Annotated in this window: 13 protein-coding genes; all 13 read right to left on the bottom strand. The window is 50.8% G+C overall.

Features of this window, described 5'->3' with window-relative positions:
• Positions 1 to 26: 26 nt before the first annotated feature.
• The gene (locus NSQ58_RS18540; protein ID WP_341057993.1) at positions 27 to 1,949 is read right to left on the bottom strand and encodes an IucA/IucC family protein; all 1,923 of its coding nucleotides are present in this window, start codon (positions 1,947 to 1,949) and stop codon (positions 27 to 29) included.
• Entirely contained in the window at positions 1,909 to 3,162 is a 1,254-nt protein-coding gene (locus NSQ58_RS18535; RefSeq protein ID WP_341057992.1) for a type III PLP-dependent enzyme, read from the bottom strand. The genes NSQ58_RS18540 and NSQ58_RS18535 overlap by 41 nt, the downstream gene beginning before the upstream one ends.
• A complete protein-coding gene (locus NSQ58_RS18530) occupies positions 3,159 to 3,935 on the bottom strand; it encodes an HpcH/HpaI aldolase family protein (protein ID WP_340959983.1) in 777 nt (258 codons plus the stop codon). The genes NSQ58_RS18535 and NSQ58_RS18530 overlap by 4 nt, the downstream gene beginning before the upstream one ends.
• Positions 3,932 to 5,716: an IucA/IucC family protein gene (locus NSQ58_RS18525; RefSeq protein ID WP_341057991.1), complete on the bottom strand. Its 1,785-nt coding sequence runs from the start codon at positions 5,714 to 5,716 to the stop codon at positions 3,932 to 3,934. Before NSQ58_RS18525 ends, NSQ58_RS18530 begins: the two co-directional genes overlap by 4 nt.
• Positions 5,704 to 7,419: an IucA/IucC family protein gene (locus NSQ58_RS18520; protein WP_341058534.1), complete on the bottom strand. Its 1,716-nt coding sequence runs from the start codon at positions 7,417 to 7,419 to the stop codon at positions 5,704 to 5,706. The genes NSQ58_RS18525 and NSQ58_RS18520 overlap by 13 nt, the downstream gene beginning before the upstream one ends.
• Before the next feature lie 319 nt (positions 7,420 to 7,738).
• Complete coding sequence (locus tag NSQ58_RS18515) at positions 7,739 to 8,764, bottom strand: ATP-grasp domain-containing protein (protein WP_023987178.1); 1,026 nt, start codon at positions 8,762 to 8,764, stop codon at positions 7,739 to 7,741.
• Between the two features lie 332 nt (positions 8,765 to 9,096).
• On the bottom strand, positions 9,097 to 9,879 hold the full coding sequence (locus NSQ58_RS18510) for an IucA/IucC family C-terminal-domain containing protein (protein ID WP_053324715.1): 783 nt from the start codon (positions 9,877 to 9,879) through the stop codon (positions 9,097 to 9,099).
• Positions 9,848 to 10,669 (bottom strand): ABC transporter ATP-binding protein, encoded by an 822-nt coding sequence (locus tag NSQ58_RS18505; protein ID WP_023987175.1) that lies wholly within the window; start codon positions 10,667 to 10,669, stop codon positions 9,848 to 9,850. Before NSQ58_RS18505 ends, NSQ58_RS18510 begins: the two co-directional genes overlap by 32 nt.
• A gap of 13 nt (positions 10,670 to 10,682) precedes the next feature.
• The gene (locus NSQ58_RS18500; RefSeq protein ID WP_023987174.1) at positions 10,683 to 11,726 is read right to left on the bottom strand and encodes a FecCD family ABC transporter permease; all 1,044 of its coding nucleotides are present in this window, start codon (positions 11,724 to 11,726) and stop codon (positions 10,683 to 10,685) included.
• Positions 11,723 to 12,736, bottom strand: coding sequence for a FecCD family ABC transporter permease (locus NSQ58_RS18495; protein WP_023987173.1), 1,014 nt, complete (start codon positions 12,734 to 12,736; stop codon positions 11,723 to 11,725). The genes NSQ58_RS18500 and NSQ58_RS18495 overlap by 4 nt, the downstream gene beginning before the upstream one ends.
• Before the next feature lie 92 nt (positions 12,737 to 12,828).
• Entirely contained in the window at positions 12,829 to 13,830 is a 1,002-nt protein-coding gene (locus tag NSQ58_RS18490) for an ABC transporter substrate-binding protein (RefSeq protein ID WP_068938598.1), read from the bottom strand.
• Positions 13,831 to 14,112: 282 nt separating this feature from the next.
• Entirely contained in the window at positions 14,113 to 14,601 is a 489-nt protein-coding gene (locus tag NSQ58_RS18485; RefSeq protein WP_075153797.1) for an RTX toxin, read from the bottom strand.
• Positions 14,602 to 14,749: 148 nt separating this feature from the next.
• Positions 14,750 to 18,802, bottom strand: a complete 4,053-nt coding sequence (locus tag NSQ58_RS18480; RefSeq protein WP_341057990.1) for an S-layer homology domain-containing protein — start codon at positions 18,800 to 18,802, stop codon at positions 14,750 to 14,752.
• Positions 18,803 to 18,837 lie beyond the last annotated feature (35 nt).

Below are 18,837 nucleotides of genomic sequence, written 5' to 3'. Positions count from 1 at the left end.
CTAAACCAACATTCTAGTCACAACTTCTATCCTTTGTAAAAAGGATTATGACCTGTGCCTTTGCCCGATGGCATCGCCCCAGGCACCCCGTCCGCTTCAAGCAGCGGACGGACAATGAGCTTCACCGGCCATTCCCTGCTCTCGAATACCGCTTGGAACAGCTCAGCCCGGTCAGCTTCGGGAAGCGGCACCACCCGAAGCGCTTCCTTCCACGCCTGCTCGGTGATATCCCATAATTTCGCTTCCGGGATAGGATACACCTCGCTTAGCGCTTCCATAATCGCAGCCAGGTTCACCTGCGTGCCCAGCGACTGCACATAGAAGATCAGCTTGCGGATCGTCTCATTATACAAGCTGTTCGAGTATCCTGGCCGGATATGATAACCCGGGTCTGCAATGCCGTGTTTGTCCAGATATGGCTGATGCAAACGAACGGAGTCGTGGTCACGGAATAACAGACCGTTCACCTGTCCGTCCTGCAGGACCACGCAGCAGTTCTGACCGTGAATTTCGGGTACAACGCCTACCTTGAACAGCCGCATCACCACATCATAGAATAACGCCGTCAGATCGGTGTAGAATCCCATGACCTCTTCACTGGTTAACTCTCTGCCCAGCAGGTCAGATAACATATGGCGACCTTCCAGCGTCACCCCAAGTGCAGCCATGGGAATGACCTGCACACCTTCTTCCAGCAACTTTGGCGGATAGATGCGAATCTGGGCGGCCAGATGGCGAGGATGATCATCGAACAATCCCATGGATTCCGGCATGTATCCCCACCAATTCCGTTCCTCGCAGAGCCACACTTTACCTGTGAGCGATTCATCGCAGGCCACCGCCTGTCGTAACATCTTCTCCCCAGCCAGACCATTCAGCAGCTTCACCACCGGGAGATAGCGGGCGGCCCCGAGAGACAACACACTGACCGGAAGCTTGAGCATCTGTGTGGATTCTTCCATCGGGGCCATCGAGCGCAGGGACGATGTCGCCTGAACCTCTCCCAATTCAATATCCAGTACAACGATGGTACCGTCCCCGATCTCTCCGTTGAAACGTGGCAAAATGATATGTTCCATCTGCCATGGATGTACTGGCATGGGCATGTATTCTTGCAGATTCAGGCCCTTCCGGGCCAATTCTGCTTCCAGCCTGCTCCGCTGTTCTTCATCCAGTACATCCAGTGTGGACAATCCTTCCTTACATCCCTGTTGTACGGCATCCCAACGCACCGCCACCCATCGCAGCGGGATCTCCTTCCTGAATTCCGCTGCATACCGGGTCACATCCGCTTCTGTGAACCCCACCTTGGCCTTGGAGGTGGGGTGAAATGGACGATCTCGCAGCGCTGCAACCTGCTCTCCCTTGATAAACCAATCGTAGGCATTGAACGGAACTTGTTCTCTCAGACGTTGTACCTGCTGGAGTCCCAGTGCCAATTGCTCGGTGGCTATTTTCACGCCTGCGAAGAATTCCGCAACCCCGGGATGCGCGTATGCTTCATCCGAAAGCGTCATCCGAAGCACAGCCTGTCCTACGACTGCTGGAGATTCAAGAAGCTTCCAGCCTCCATCCGGTGTCTCTCCATAGACGGGTGAACCTTGTACCCATTGATATCCCTGCCTTTTGCCTGCTTTCACCAGAAACAAAATCCCTTTCTGATGCAGCATAAGCTGTCCACTATGTCTACCTGCCCCATTCTCATCCTGCTTATCCTTACCTGCGACATTGCCGTCGGTTCTGTTCCCCGTTCCCCATCTGCTCTGCGAAGGACCTCCATTACCATCCCCCAGAAACATTCGGCGGAACGGTTCTGGTGAAGTAGAGAGTTCAATGAACGGATGCCCTTCCAGCGGAAGCAATTGCTCGGCCAGAAATGCATTGATCAGATCCTCCATAATCCGGCGCTCAGCGTCTTGCAGACTGGCACGCTTCATCACTGTTGACATGGTTATTGTCCTCCGTCAAATAATGGAATGCCGGGTGCGGATGACCCAGAAAATCATGATGCGAGATGGTCCAGCAATAGGCTCCCGACTTCTCGAATACAACAATATCGCCTACCCGCAGCCGCTCTACTTCCGCATCTGAATGCATACGATCCTTGGGTGTACACAGTTCTCCGACCACGTGAACTTTGTTGTCCCGTACCTCTGGTCTTGCAAACGAATGCCCCCAACGGTCCGTAGACATAATGTGAAACGGATGGTTGTGTCCCCATGATGCGGGCAAACGATTATGATGTGTACCTCCTCTTAACACGGCAAAATGCTGACCATGCGATGTTTTGATATCCGTAACCTCTGCCGCATAATAACCGTGGTCAGCGACAAGCATGCGACCCGGCTCAAAATACAACTGTATGCCGCGTGAAGCAAGGCGCCCTCTGGCCTCACTTCGCTCAATCAGGGATGTGAACAGGGACCAGTCGAACCCGGGGCTACCATCATATGTGACACCAAACCCGCCTCCGGCGTTAATTACTTCAAGATGCAGGTCATATGCCTGCTGCCACATCTCCACCTTTTGCAAATACATCTCAATCATCTCGGCATGCAGTCTTGCGTCTACATTGTTCGATAACGAGTGAAAATGAAATCCGCATAAACGCACCAAACCCGCGCCTTCCTCACGAATGACCCGGACTGCTTCCTCCACGCTCTCCTCATCCATGCCGAATGGACTCGGACCACCGCCCATTACAATCCGGATCCGTGGCAATGTGCTGCTTCTCAGATTGATCCGCAGCAGAATGCGGACTTCCTCTCCTCTCCTTGTAGCAATGGCGATGACACGCCGCAGTTCCAGCAGGCTCTCCACATGAATGAAACTCACCTGATGCTCGATAGCCTGCTTCAACTCATTCTCCTTTTTCCCTGGACCGCCAAACAGGATTGGAACCTCGCTACTTACGCTCCTCACCTTGAGCAACTCGCCAATGGAAGCTACCTCGAACCCGTGAACCCAGGGCAGCAAAGCCTCAATAATTCGGGAATCCGGATTGGCCTTTATGGCATAGAACAGCCGTGTGCCTCTGGGCAGCGTGTGCAGCATGTGACGGACCTGCTCCTGAATACCAGCCAGATCGTAGACATAAGCACATACCGGGTCTTCACTATCCCTTTGCAGTTCATGAATCATATTCCATACGCTTGATTTCATGTCAGTCCACCCGCATTTCCATAGTCATTCCGTTTCTGTTCGTACGCCCGAAAAGCCGTATTCCGGTCATCGCCCAACACGTATATGTATACCCCTCGTTCGGCCCACAGCGCCATGCCTTCCTTGCTTCTGGCCACTGTTGCATACGGTACCTGGCACTGCTTCGCGGCTTCGTATAATGCGCCTAGCGCACGCTGCACGTCTGGATGTTCCGTCTGCCACGGTACACCAAGTGATTGCGACAGGTCTGCCGCCCCCTCTAGTACCCAGCTCACCTGGGGATGAGACAGAATGCTCGCACTTTGCCGGACGCCCTCCACACTTTCGATCATCGGTACAACCATCACCTGTTCATTCGCTTCCTGAATATACCCGGTGAGTGGATACTTGCCGAATACCCCCGGTCGCCCACTGTTCAGACTCCGCATGCCAAGCGGATGATAATACGCATGACGAACCGCTTCCTCCACCTGCTCCCGCTGTTCCACATGAGGTATGACGATGCCTTGTGCGCCGCAATCCAATACCTTTAGAATCTCTACTCGCTCTACCTTCGAGATGCGTACCAGCGGGGTCATCCCTGCCAGCTCCGCAGCACGAACCAGCTCTTCCACCGATTCCATATTCGTTGCGGCATGTTCCAGGTCGATAATTACAAAATCATACTCCGCATGTCCAATCATCTCAATGATGACCGGATGTGGGATAGAGACAAAAAGACCGAACACCGGCTGTTTACGTTCAATTTTCTCCTTCAGCGTGTTGGTTCTCATCCGAGAACGTCCTTCGCCAACTTCAGCGGATTGCTGGCCTTACGGAAATACAGTTCCCCATCCCCATACAGGCGGCGCTTGGTCATCTCTTCAATCAGCGCATCCTCGGCAAAAAGATCAAACCACTCGAACCGTTCCTCGTACTCCGGGTGCTCTCGCTGATAGTCCACAATCGTGGCCGCGCACAGCTGCCAGAACGCTTCTTCCGTCAGACCGAAATTCTCCAGCGTCAGCGCAATATCCGTCATGCAAATAAAAAAGAACGCATCATACGTATAGTCCCGGACTTCCGACACGTCACCCGCGTAGATAAAGGAATACCGATTGAACTTGCGGTGGGTCTCCGGTTCGGGGTGCAGCTTCGGGGCTCGTTCTGGATTCAGCAACTTCTCGGGTACATAGCGGACACCATCATGAAGGTCCTTGATGATGATCCGTTTCGGCAGATCATTTTCCAGCACCAAAATGATATTCTGGGCATGCGATTCCAGCGCGATGCCGTGTGCATAGAGCAGATGAATAATAGGCAGCGATACCGTTCTAACGAGCGCTTCACTCCACTTCTGAATGCCATGATGCTTAACTGCACCCTGGATAAACGGTACCCCGTTCGACTGTACCAGCATAAGTGCATTTAAGGGCCAGGCAGTCTCGCCTTCTTGCAGATGAACAGATACATTTTCACGCCAGATCGCCCCTGTTGTGCCATACGCCCGTCCATACTGGATTGCAGGCAAATTCTCGTACCGGAGCGAGAGTCCCATGATCTCTTTCAGAATGGAAAACTCTTCCCGTTGCAACAACTCATCCTCTCGAATGAGTGCTTCCAGCCAGTCGCTGATTAGCGGTGCATTCTGGGTCGTGTGCTGTGCCAAAATGCGTATGCTCGATGTATTGGTAATACTCAGCGACAGCTTGAGATACGGTGCCTTCGAATTCATCCGGTTCGACAGGGAACGAATGGACTGCTGGGCGCGATAGGTTGAGTCCGAAGGGCCGAGAAAAACGATATCTCTGTCCATTCGTTGCCGGGCAAACACCGATTCCAGCTGGTGTTCCCACTGCCACGGATGAACAGGAATGAATATATAGCGGTTACCCTCCGTGTCTTCCGACTGAAGTATCCGATTAAATCGGCTGATATCCTCCTCTGTGAGATGTTGTCTCACCAACTGTTCTGACGTGTAGCCTGTGGAAAGAGACGTTTGCACAAGTCCTTCTTTCACGGCAATCCAGTATACGGTCACATCCGAGTTAAACTCTGGACCGTAAGCAAGATTGTCTTTTAGGGTGAAGCCAAGCCTCGACTTGTAGCTTGGATGGTAGAGATGACCATCGCTCATATGGCTTTCGAGGGCATCATAGTGCAGGTCTTCATCCGGAATCTTCTCAGGCAGCAAAGCCCGGCACTGACTGTCCTTCGCCATCGTCTCCAGCAATTCCTGAATGAAGGCCGTCACATTCGCACCCTCCAGAAGGTTCAGTACCATTTCCTCCAGAAACAGATCCATATCGGTGCAGGGAACGCCCTCTCTTCGAATCGAGCCCTTCGCCACCTTCACTCGGCCAAATGAAAATTTTCGCTCCGCCTCACAGCTGTATGTCACAGCCTGCCCTGACGTACTCCGCCCCACAGTACACCATTCGTTTTCCCCCACCTTACAGTCAAGGATACCCTCGAACCACATGGCTTCCAGCGCCTGCCGCATGATCCGTTCCTGTACATCCGTGTATACTGCCGTCTTGTGACCTTTCTCAGCCCTGTACCCTATGAACCCCACGCCACTTCACTCCCTATTCGGTTCATTATATTGCTCACCGGCACATACGCCGGGGTCTGACTGATCCCCCTGAGACAGCTCACCAGATTTTGTTTCGCCAGAAAACTGTCCGCGGTCAGCAAATGCTGCACATACACGTTTCCAGTTCGATCCAGTTCCTTCACAAGCACTTCGCGGACCTTTGCCCAGAAATGCTCCTCCGATACGTTCACATCCCTTGCCATCGCATGAATGAGGGAACCCAGATGATTGATAATAAAGTAATAGGATGTCCTCGCCCAAGCCTTGTCCCGTGGATAAAACAACAATCTAGAGGGAGCGGTATCCACCTCATGGATCAGCTCCTCATCGACACTGACTCCTTCCAAGTCACGCACGATAAATGCCTCAGGCATTCCGTCTCTTAGCGTCACGAGAGTATTTTGCAAATGAGCTTCAAAGTGAATGCCTCGCTCTCCGGCCGCTCGTACAATGGGCAGCAAAGACAAGGTCAGATAACGTGCAAACCAGCGCTCGGCTTCAGCACGTACGCCACCCAGCATCGTCATAAGTCGTGATCGCATTCCCGGCAAGGGGGCTTCTACCAGACTCGACAGGACATATGTACATTCCGGGTCAAACTCAATCGGTCTGTATGCGACGGTAAACAGACTCGTTAATTCTCCCTCCTGAAAGTCACAAGTAGCTACACCTGTCTCATAGGCAATCTGCGTATGCTGATCTGCACCGAAACAATTCTGCTGCCTGACGTACCTGGAGGCGTCCAGCGTCCTTCGCATCTGCTCTGCACTATTGGTGCGAATCATGTTGGTAATCTGCATGTTCAGCGACAGCTTGATATTGCAATTCAGCTCTGGAATATAAACAGTGCGTACCGAGGAGGTCGGGTAGGCCTTCGGTCCGCCGTTGCCCATCGGAATGAGTTTCTTGTCCAGAATATACTGCTGGACCTCGGACAAGCCCAACACGTACGCATACTGCCAGGGATGGATAGGCAGTAGTTCATACTCATCCCCATGCTCACCCCACTCTGCTTCCCAAGCTTGTTCCACATGCCCGTGCAGGCTGGCATGCAGATTGATCCTAGTGTAATCATCCACCCATTCCTGCATGTACACATCCTTCCTCACAGCAACGTAACAGAGTTGGAACGAGGTACGCAGTTCTGGGCTGTACATCCGTACGTCGTGTTCGGTGAAGCCTTTGGAGTTTTTCGGAAACGGGTGAAAGGGATGACCATATACCAGAGACTGTTCGGAAGTACAGTAATCATATATGCCAAGTCCAGCAGCCTGCTCGATATACAGTGCAAGATTATTCACGCTGTTATCTACCTTTTCCGCAAAATCACGCACATCAGCCGCATGGGTCAACCTGCCTTGCTCATGCCGGCTGTTTCCATACGCCGTGTCTTCACTCAGCTCCCGTGTGATCCAGCGAACCAGGTCCTGATAATGCACCGCTTGCCCGTGCTGTTGTACGCTTCGGTACTCATGCTCTCCCATAGCCGAGTAATACGCTAATTGTCCGGTTATCATCACCCCGCTGGCATGAAAAGCAACTGCGTACGTCATCGCATTCGGATCAATCTGAATGTCGCCCTCCTTCTCCACCGCAAGCTCTCGGATATAACAATTGAGCAGCAGCTTGCAAGAGTGTATACTCGCCTGCTGCTCTGCATCAGACCTGAGCCTGTTTTCCATCTCGAACAATGTTGCCAACCTTCTTTCGGGTTATAAATAAAACAAGGGACAAGGTCACAGGATGGCACAGCCGAGACCCATACTAATCTCTTTCAGTGCCGCCCATCTGGCCGTATCTGCTGGTGTTCTGACCCGTTGAACCATTAGCAGACTAATCATCCAGAGTACCTACACTGCTGACCAGCAGCGGAATGCTGGATGGATGCCACCGCTTGCGGCGGGCAGGCACGTCCATTCGAATATACCGATCACACCATAGGAGCAAGAACAACGCAAAACGCAAGCGGGCTATTGAGCCAGAACAAGCAATGATTTGCCCTTATTCTGCAATCGACTTTTCGAAATGATGTTCCATCTGAAAAAGATACTCCAGGTACAACCGGACGACATCACGTGTGGTCCCCCCAAAGGGGAAGACATGGTGGGTCAGGTCCGGCAATGCGTTGACTTCCAAAATGCCTCCCTGATCTCCTGTCAGCGGCTGGCGGATATTCTCACAACGGATATCAATGCCAGCCACATCAATCCGGAGGGCTCCTGCGGCCTCAATTGCCATTTGTGCATTGTCAGGAAGAATCGCTTCCGTACAGTCCATATAAAATTCACTGATGTTCCCGGCGGCCGAATTGCGAAGATCATATAGCTCGATCTCCCTTCCTGCCGCAGGTACCTCCTCCAGTGTGATTCCCTGTCCAAGCAGAACCTTTCGCAAAGGCTCTGCGTCTTCATTAATCTTGGGAAAGGCCTCGAACTTCCCTATACTGGTATGCTGGATTCGCTGCTGATTCAACATTCGAATCAACGCCCGGATGGTTGAGGTGCCGTCTCCTTCTACATAGACAGGTCGATACTCATTTACTGCCGCCACTTCCCCGTTAATGACCAGTACCCTGTAATCCACACCCGTTACGAATTGCTGCAGCATGATGCTGTTACTATGGGTACCCGCCCGGGCAATAGCCGCTTCCAGTTCCTCGTTTGTTCGAACGTCCAGTGTCACACCTGCACTGCCGCTTGCGTCCAGCGGCTTCACTACAACGGAACGATGCAGTTTCAGAAACTGCGTTGCCTTGTCACCCATTGCCTCGATAACGATAAACGGCGGCACAGGCATTCCCCGCTCATGCAGTAGCATATTACAAACCTGCTTGTTCTTGGCGAGCAGTCCAGCGATCAAGGGTAGACGATGCGATCTGGTTTTATTAATGACTCTGCGCTTATCCCCATAGGATAATTCCAAAAAATCTTCACATTCTGCGAGAAGTGGCTCGCAGGTCATTCCCATTTCTCTTGCTTTGCTTATGATGAGTCGGTTTTGCAGATTATGAATTCCTTTCGGAAACAATGAAAATCCTCCCCGACCGAATGAAGGCGTTCGCTCCTGGTTGTGCTTTCATCGGATTGATTTGATGGAAATAATATTGATAATGATTATCAGTTTCAAACAAAATCTATTTTATGGCAATTTCAGTCACCTTGTCAATAATAAGCTTTTTAGGAAAAATAAGATGGTTTTTGCAGGGAGAGAATCCCCAAATGAAGGAGTGTTCATGGAACAATGGGCACAACAAATAAGGCAAGCTCTGAATTTCGTTATGTCATAAGCTTGCCTGTGCTATTCGCTGTATTGAGATGCAATGAAGTATAGGCTGGGGATGTGGATGATGATCATCGGCATTAATGCTTTAATTTGGGGCAGGTTGGGCAGTAATCTTCTGGATCATCTGCAGCGAGATAATAGAAACAACAGGTTTTGCGCACACGAATGGGTGTATCTGAGACAGCTGTTGCCCGCTTGGGCGTGTTAAACTGCTTGAGCGGATTACGGGATTCACCAAAGAGATGTGCAGGTGCATCACGAATTAGATAATGGAAGTCCTCTTCGACACGCTGCTTTTCTTCAGGCGTGGCTCCTTCAGCAAACTTGTTCTCATAGAGCCAGTATACGTAAATGGCCGTGTTCTCCCACAGGACTGAACGTGAAACCCGCGTTGCCTTGGACAGCGATTGCCACACCTTGGCCAGATTACCGGCGAACATCTGTTCAATCACCTGATCTCTCCATACGCCACGCTGATCCGCCTCCGGTGAGGTCGTCTGCCAATTAGTCAGACGAGCCTTGGGGAGCCATGCCTCCCCCTGATAACTGGATTCGATCGTGCCGTTGGCAATCTCATAATTTAGGCCTTTGTTGAAGCGTGACATGGCATAGAGACCCGAAGCCAAAATCAAGTAAGCATACCGTTTAGCAAAGAGAGATACAGTAGCCGTTTCAGAATCCGTCTCAAAGATGCTACTCACCCCTTGCAAATAGTTCAGGCTTTTGGACGGGTCCAGCAAGTCCGTAAATGGCATCGAAAATGTACGATCTGTCGAAGGCTCCCAGGTCAAACGGTATTCGGCAGCCAAGGCCTGCATCTCTTGATCATCAAGCCAAGTGGCTGTAGCGTGTGGTTTCATTTAACTTCCTTCCCTTCCCGTGCGGAATGCACATTGGTGTGCCAAACAGCGGATCAACCGCAATGTCGCACTCCATCTGGAAGACCGCGCGGACCATGTCCTGCGTAACAATGTCTTCCGGTTTTCCTTCCGCGTAGATGGACTTGTTGTGGACAGCCACGATATGGTGAGCATAGCGACACGCAAGATTCAGATCATGAAGAACCATCACTATGGTGCGCCCCTCCCGTTCATTCAAATCGAACAGCAGATCCAGAATATCAATCTGATGGGTCATATCCAGATAAGTCGTTGGTTCATCCAGCAGCAAGGTCTCTGTTCCCTGTGCGAGTGTCATCGCAATCCAGGCACGCTGGCGTTGTCCGCCGGATAATGCGTCCATGGGCCGATCAGCCAGAGCAGTCAGATGTGTGGATTCCAGCGCGAGCCTGACCATGCGTTCGTCCTCACCGGACCACTGTTTCAGCCAGGTCTGGTGTGGGTACCGTCCTTGCCGAACTAGTTGGTTCACTGTCAGTCCCTCTGGAGCAGAAGGGCCTTGCGGCAGAATGGACATACGTCTTGAAATTTCCTTGGTAGGCAACTTCGCAATCTCCTCGCCATCCAGCAGCACCGAGCCTGAACTGGACTTCAGCAGCCGCGCCATCGTTCGCAGCAAGGTGGACTTCCCGCAACCATTGCTGCCAATCAGGACAGTAGTTTTCCCCTTGGGAATAGTCAGGTTCAGATTCTCAATAATAGGCTCTGCGCCATAGGCGATCGTAAGGTCCTTGGCTTCCAGAATACTCACAGCATTCTCCTCCTCAAAACTGATTTCGATTCTTGAACAACAGATACAGGAAAAACGGTGCTCCTACCCCGGCGGTAAATACCCCTGCCGGAACATCGAGCGGCAGAAATACCGTACGGGCAATCAGATCAGCAGCAAATACAAGCAGGGCACCGACCAGTCCCGAAACGATGAGCATGCTGCCAAACATACGCCCTACCAGCTTCCGGGCAATATGCGGCGCAATCAGACCGACAAAACCAATCGTCCCCGCGACAGCTACAGCACCCCCGGCCAGCAGTACACTGCACAGTAGCAGTGCTGAACGATGACGCTGTACAGTGACCCCCAGCCCGGTGGCTAGATCATCCCCGAATTCCTGTGCGTTCAGACTACGGGCAAACCAGATCGCCAACGGAAGCACGATTACAATCACCGGGATGATCGTTCTGACATCGGTCCACGATGCTCCATACACACTCCCCGTCAGCCAGATATACGCCTGACCAGCCGTATAGAATGGACTAAGGATCAGCATGAAGGTCGTCCCGGCCCCCGTAATGGCTGACACTCCGATTCCGATCAACACCAGTCGAATCGGGCTTACTCCTTTTTTCCAGGCAAGAAGATATATGATGATTGTGGTAATCATCGCGCCCATAATGGCAAACAGCGGCAACAGCTTGATACTGATGGTTCCACCCAGCAGGGTGACAAAACCTACAGCGGCAACGGCAGCTCCTCCCGTTATCCCGATCACATCCGGTGAAGCGAGCGGATTACGAATAATCCCCTGCAATAGGGCACCGGACATGCCTAGTGCTGCACCAACAAGCAACGATAACAGCACACGCGGCAGCCTTAGCGTCAACACGACAAAGTCATGATCGCCTGCGCCCAGACCGAAAATCGTCTGCAGCACATTCAGGGGAGATATGAAATCATTACCCACACTAGTTCCTAGAATGGATGCAATCAATACCAAAACCATACAGATTCCGATGATGAACAGCGATTTGCGCTCCATTTGCAAGGATAACGTATCTTTCTTATTGCGAAAAGTAATCATCTTCCTCATATCTTCGTCCCCCCCTTGCGGGCAATATAGACGAAGAAGGGACCACCAATGAGCGCTGTCATAACGCCAAGCGGAACCTCCTGCGGCATGATGATCAGCCGTGCAACAACATCCGCCGCCAATAACAAAATGGCGCCGCCCAGAATGCAGTAGGGAACAAGCCAGCGGTAGTCGTTGCCAACAAACGCCCGCATGATATGCGGTACAACTAATCCTACCAGACCAATCGAACCGGCCACCGCAACAGAACCACCGGCTAGCAATACCGTAACGACTCCCATAAGCAGCTTAACCAGTAGCACGTTCTGTCCCATGCCTTTGGCGATATCATCACCGGTCAGGAGCAGATTGATCGCCCGGCCCATAAACAGGGATACCACAATGGCAACCGTCATATATGGCAGTACAGGATACAGCATGTCGAGTGTCCGACCGCTCACTGAACCTGCAAGCCAGAACAACACGTCCTGTAATCCCGTTCCATCCAGCACCAGGATTGCCTGCGTGAACGAAGCAAAAAGTGCAGAGATGGCGGTACCCGCCAGCACAATCTTGATGGGAGTCAGACCATCACGACCGATGGACCCAAGCGCGTACACAATCACTGTTGCAATGGTTGCCCCGGCAAAACCAAACCACATCATCGTACTGAGCGAGGACACCGACAGCACCACGATGGCAATAACGATAAAAAAGATGGCGCCCGCATTGATCCCAAACACACTTGGTGAAGCGAGCGGATTACGAGTTAGCGCTTGCATGAGTCCTCCCGCCACCGCCAAACTTGCACCAACAACAGCGGCAATAATTGTGCGTGGTAAACGTTCTGTCAGAAGTACGACATGCTCCACTGAGCTTTCGTCATAGTGTTGTAGTGCATCCACTGCTATTTGAAATGTTATGTGTGTGCGTCCCAGTATCATGCTGGCTACACAGGCGAGTAATAGTAAAATGAATAAGCCGGATAGTCCATACATCTTCGTACTTGCCTTCGTAAAAAGGGGAAACATATTCTCACTCTTTCATTCGTGAAATGCAAAAAGACCTGCCTGCCCATACACTTCGTATACGATGTCCTGGTGCATGGCAGGTCTTGCTCCCATTAATTCAGATTGAACTGCTTGTATAGGTCGTCCAGCATCATGTTGGCCGATGTGTATCCGCCTCCCATGTTCCAGGCCACTTCATCAACCTGTACCAGCTGGTTATTCTTTACCGCATCGAGATTTTTCCAGAGCGGACTGCTGGTCCAATCCTTATAATTCTTCTCAATAGCTTCTGTTTCCGTACCTGAATTGAAGTTGAAGATCATATCTGCGTTCATATCCGGGATGTTCTCTTTCGAAGTCAACTCCACACCCCAGGTGTCTTCATCATGTCCAGGCGGTCTGGTAAATCCAAGCTCTTTCAAAATTTTCCCGGCGTATCCCATATAGAAAATGCGAACCTGATCGGCTCTGAAATTCGTAATAGTCGCTTCAATGGGTAGACGGTCACCCATTTTGTCTTTGAAATCCGCTACCCTTGCATCCCAATCGGCAAGCAACTTGTCCGACTGTTCCTTCATATTCATCGCTTCACCAGCCGTCTTTACCGTCTCTTTCCAGTCAAACAACGTCTCGGTAACTACCGTTGGAGCAATCTGGGACAGTTGATCATAGATATCCTCATGTCTTGTTTTGGTGGCAATGATTAGATCCGGCTTCAACTTGTTGATCTCTTCCAGATTCGGCTGTGATTCCTGACCTACCTGCGTCACGCCATCCAGATCCGCTTTCAAATATTTATATACGGGTTGCTGAACCCAGGATTCCACAACACCTGTTGGCTTCACACCAAGTGCAACAACAACATCATTGGCACCCTGAAACAAGGTTACAATCCTCTTCGGAGTTCCCTTAATTGTCGTTTCACCCATGGCATGTTTGATAACTCTGGTCTGCTCGTCCGCACCACTTTCTACTGAATTGCTCTTATTACCACTTGCAGACTTGCTTGAAGGGTCAGTTGTCCCTGTAGTTCCACCCGAGGCACAACCAGCCAGCACCGATATCATCAGAATAAGTGCTATATAAATATGTAGCTTTTTTGTCAATCCAAACATGTAGTTCAACTCCCCCTTCTCATCCTAATTGATATTAAAAATCATTATCAATTGTATTGTAATTCAGTTGAGTACATTGTTCAAGCATATTGATACTGCTGCGGAAGAACTCCCCATGCCTCTAGTTTCATGTTGAAAATCTCCTTGTACAGTAAAGGCTTGGATGAATACAAAATGCTCAGTATACAAAAAGGTGTAACCCTCCATAGTTGTTGGGTTACACCTTTATAAGTAATTCATGACCTGTCTTCAACAGACAGCGATCGCAGACAAACATACCGATTAAGGTGTATGTCTGCCTACATATTGATAAGTACCTTTCGGGTATGCAATCCACTCATCCTGCTGATTAAAAACGGGCGAGCCACATGATATACCTTGTCTACGAACAAATGTCCCCCCTTGAGGAAACAATTGATTCTGCGAATGAGGCTCTCCAATCACATCTACCACAGTTTCATGATACTTCAGTACATATGCGACCGTATTAAATTCACTTGGGTTATAGAAATGACCCTCTTGATTAAAATAGGCAACATTCGTGACATCCATGAAATTGTAAAAGATGCTGTTTATGATCAGATACGGAATTACTGGATTAACCGGATATAGCGCTATGCTGGATACGTTCATGCGGTTCGTGTTTTTCATGAATTGGTGAACCTCCAGCTCATATCCTTCTATTTTATGAGAGAAGTCACATTCTCGGTTGTAAAACAATTGCAGCACGATGCGACCGTCTCCACCATCGACATATTGTGAAAAAAACAAAAGAAATGCCTCCTGTGGTTCCTGATGAACCTGAAATATAGTCGCTCTGCCAGCAACTCCTACGACCTACTTAAGCTGGACTCTTAAAAAAGTCAAATAATCATTCTCGAGGGGACAGGAGTCTCCTTGGTGCTACAAAGCATACCGTTTATGGTGTATGAGCGCCGACATATTGATAGGTCCCTTTCGGAAACGCATTCCACTCATCTGGCTGATTATAGGCAGACGATCCGTAGGATATTCCTGGCTTGCGGACGAACGTTCCTCCTTGTGGTGCAAACTGCTCATGCGAATTTGGATTTCCTAATACATCTACCACTTGTCCTTGGTATTTTAAAACATATGCAACGGTATTAAATTCGCTCGGGTTGTAGAAATCGCCCTCATCATTGAAATACCAAGCATTCGTAATATCCATGAAATCATAAAAGATACTGTCGATGATTATATATGGCATGGCAGGATAAAGCGGATTAATCGGTAAAGTGGTAACTTTCATTTGGTTTGTTTTCTTCATCCATTGATGAAACTCAAGTGAGTAACCGTCTGCCCGATGGGAAGGGTCTCCATTCCCGTTATAATGCAATTGCAAAACAATTCTTCCATCCCCGCCATCCACATATTGCGAGAAATATACAGCAGGCGCTTGCTGTGGTTCCTGTTGGACCTGAAATACAGCAGCCCTTCCATCTGCTCCTACTACCCATACCAGTAAAGGTTCGGGAGAAAGGGGGATAGAGGTGCCCATGAGTTCTACAGGACCGAGGAATGTCGATGATGGCGTTCCTCTATATACCAGGAATTTAGATTGTCCTGGGAAATAACTGGATAGATCCACGGTTCTGTGCGGCAAGCCATATTTAACCCCAATCGGAGTGATACCGCCGGAAACCAGCTCCGCGTTGCGTGTATTCAACGTGTATTGAACTGAGCCACCCCGATCATCCGCAGCCGTAATAGTAATTTCAGCAAGGCCGCTGCCTGTACCCGAAGCCAGTGTTAAAATGCTGCCATTAAGCGATGCACTCACCAACGTCGGATCACTGGAGCTGACTGTAAACCGAAGCTCATCCCCATCCTCGTCGTTGAACAGTTGTTGCAGATCATAATCCCTTTGTTGTGTAACTCCGGGGGTCAATACCTGCTCGTTTATAGCCGAAATGACTTGAGGAGCATGATTGAGCTGAGGCATGCTGACGGTAACCGGGAACGTCGCTCCCTCTGCACGTCCGTACTGATCATACACACTGAGTGTTACACTTGTGGTCCCTACACTCACTGGGTTTAGCTGTAGTTTCTGACCATTCATATGGGCCGTAGCAATTCCTGGATCATACGTGTCTGCTGTCACTGACAGGGATGCTAGATCCCAGTTCAACAGGAACGGTGAGAGATCCAGTTCTGATGCAGCATCTCCCAATTGAAGCAACTGCTCAGGAATTGCTGTAATAACTGCATTTTCCAATAGATGAACCTGTAGGTCTGTGCTAATCTCTCCGCCTCTATCGTCTTTAGCCGTGATGGTAATCACGGTATTGCCGCTAGTCAGTCCATGAATGACAAGCTGATCATTTTGAACTGTAGCATCTGCCACGGCTGGATCAGACGAACTGATTTCATAACGAATCGGATCATGATCCGGGTCGGCAAAGATAGTGGACAGATCCACGGTTCCGTCAGCCTTGCCTAAAATCAGATGTACCGCGTCTGGTACACGGGTTACCACCGGGCTACTGTTCGGTATAGGCAAAACCGTTACAATCAAGGTAACTGTATCTGTTCCACCCTTGCTGTCGTCTGCCGTCAGGGTAATACTTACACTCCCCGCTTGCAGCGACTGCAAAGATAGCTGATCTCTCGTTATGGCAGTCTGCACGATAGAAGCATCCGAACTGGTCGCTGTGAACACCAGCGGGTCACCATCTACATCCGTAAATATCGTGGAAAGATCCAGCGTCGTATTCGGCTGACCCAATGTGACGGTTAGCGGTTGAGGGTCTTGTCCATGCGGAGCATGGTTAGGAGTGCCCTGAACCGTTAGCTTGAATTCAATCTGCTTTTGGCCTGTGCTGCCATCTTCTCCTTGCTGTCCGTCATTGGCAGTGACATGAACGATCGTACTGCCCGCGCGAAGCGGACTCAAACGCAATTCATCTCCTGTAAGCACCACCGACGCTACAGCAGGATTATCAACAGTAACCTGATACGTTAAGCTAGCATTTTCCGGGTCCTGAACATAGTCGTTCAAATGCAGTACCGAGTCGGACTGTCCCACAGTAAGCGCCTGATCTGATATACCTGCAGATACAGGATTGCCATTCACGATAATTTTGAAGGTAGACGACACCCTTTTTCCCCGTCCATCATTAGCCGATACACTGATGGATGCTTTTCCGACACTGACTGGCGTAAGCTTTAATGTATTGCCCGATACAGACGCCCGTACGATGCCGGATTGAAGAGAAGCTGCCGAGAAGGTCAAGATATCCCCATCAGGATCGGTAAAGAATTGGCGTAAATCGTACAATTGTTCACCAGCGCCTTCTGTAATTACACGCTCTACAGAAGCATTCACGACTTCCGGTGAACGGTTAGCACTGCTGGATGAACCAGATGAGCTTCCAGAAGATGAGGACGTGCCTGTTACACTTGCCACAGCTAGGCCCGTAACAGCGTTGGAAGCTACTCCGGTACCCAGTGTGACCGCAGATACCTGTACATTTCCACTCACATTCACCCTTGCTGCCGGGTTGCTGACTTGAATATTTTCAATACTACCTGTATTTTTCAATTCCAAGGCACCCGTCCCTGTGACGGTCAGCTGCTGGATCGTGCTATTACCTGTCATTTCGACGGACTGGCTGCCATTTACCTGAACGGTCTGAACCGTTCCCTGAAGATTGACTTTGTTCGCCCCTTCATTAACATTCAGCTGCGGCAAGGATGCATCGACGCTAACCTCAATGCTTGCGTTGGATTGCACGTTCATGACTGTCGCGCTTGCGGTACCACTGAGTACAACGTGAACGTCCGGTTTTGTGACATCCATTTGTGTCAACGTTGAGCTATCAAATACAACTGTATTGTTATCTCCGCCGTTAATATGGGTCTGTCCCTGTACCTGTACATCCTGTGCATAAAAATCCTGCTGCACCCGGGCATCCACCGTTAACTGCTGTTCCACTTTCAAATGCAGCACCGATGTAAAATCCCCGGCAATCACCAAATCTCCGTTTAACGTAGAGCCGTGTCCGTCCAGCACAACGTTGCCGCTGAACTCCGCTTCGCCGTCACGAGCCGAACTCCCGCTGCTGCGAAGCTCCAGCCAAGTGACCTTATCCACCGTCCGGCCTATGGCATGGAAACGAATGCCTGCGTTGCGCAGCGCGGCCTGATTATCCGCGTGAAAAATGCCGCGCAGCGGCTCTGCAACGTCATAAGCGATGCCATTGATCCGTATCTGCTTGCCGTCCATTTCCTGGAGCTGCGAAGCACGCTCCTGTGGAAACAAAGCAGATACGAGCAGGCTGGCCGCATCTACGCGGCTTACCGAGTCTTTGGCGTGCAGATTTCCGCCAAATTCACTCATCAGCCCGTCATTCAGCGCCGCCCGAATCATCGGGGTCGCCCACGGGCTGGCGTCCTTCCACGCCGTCGGCAGCGTCTGCGCCGACGGCGAGTCGGTTGTGCTGGCGGGCGTGCCCGCAGACGTACCCGTCCCAGCGGACCTGACCAACAGCGCGACCAGTTCTTGGGCGCTGATCAGGTCATTCGGACGGAAGTGTCCGTTGGCGTCGCCCTGCATCAGCCCGGCCTTACGGGCTGCCTCTATAGCCGGGCGCCCCCAGCTATCGGCGGGCACGTCCGTGAAGGAGGCAGCGCCGTCCAAGTTGCCCGTCGGAAGCTGCAACGCTTTGACTAGCAGCACGGCTAGCTCCTGACGTGTGAGCTTCTGCTCAGGTCTGAGCGTTCCGGCGGGATCGCCTTGGATAATCCCGAGTTCACGGGCTTTTTGTAGTTGTTCCAATTGCTGTGCTGTAAGCTTCTGTACATCCGTCCAGGTGGCAGTATTGTTCCGTGTGGACCCCTTGGATACGGAAGCCGTATCTATCACGGTAGCTTGCTCTGCTCCGGCAGGAAACGAGGGGGTCAGCAGCAGCAAAGCAGCTGCCAGCTGAGCGGTTAACTTCTTATTTTTCATGGTGCAATTCTCTCCCCACCGATAAATGTAATCAT

The sequence above is a fragment of the Paenibacillus sp. FSL M7-0134 genome, assembly GCF_038007865.1.
Classification (GTDB): Bacteria; Bacillota; Bacilli; order Paenibacillales; family Paenibacillaceae; genus Paenibacillus; species Paenibacillus polymyxa_B.
The sequence above is the reverse complement of the archived record's forward strand: the minus strand, read 5'-3'. Positions and strand labels throughout refer to the sequence as shown.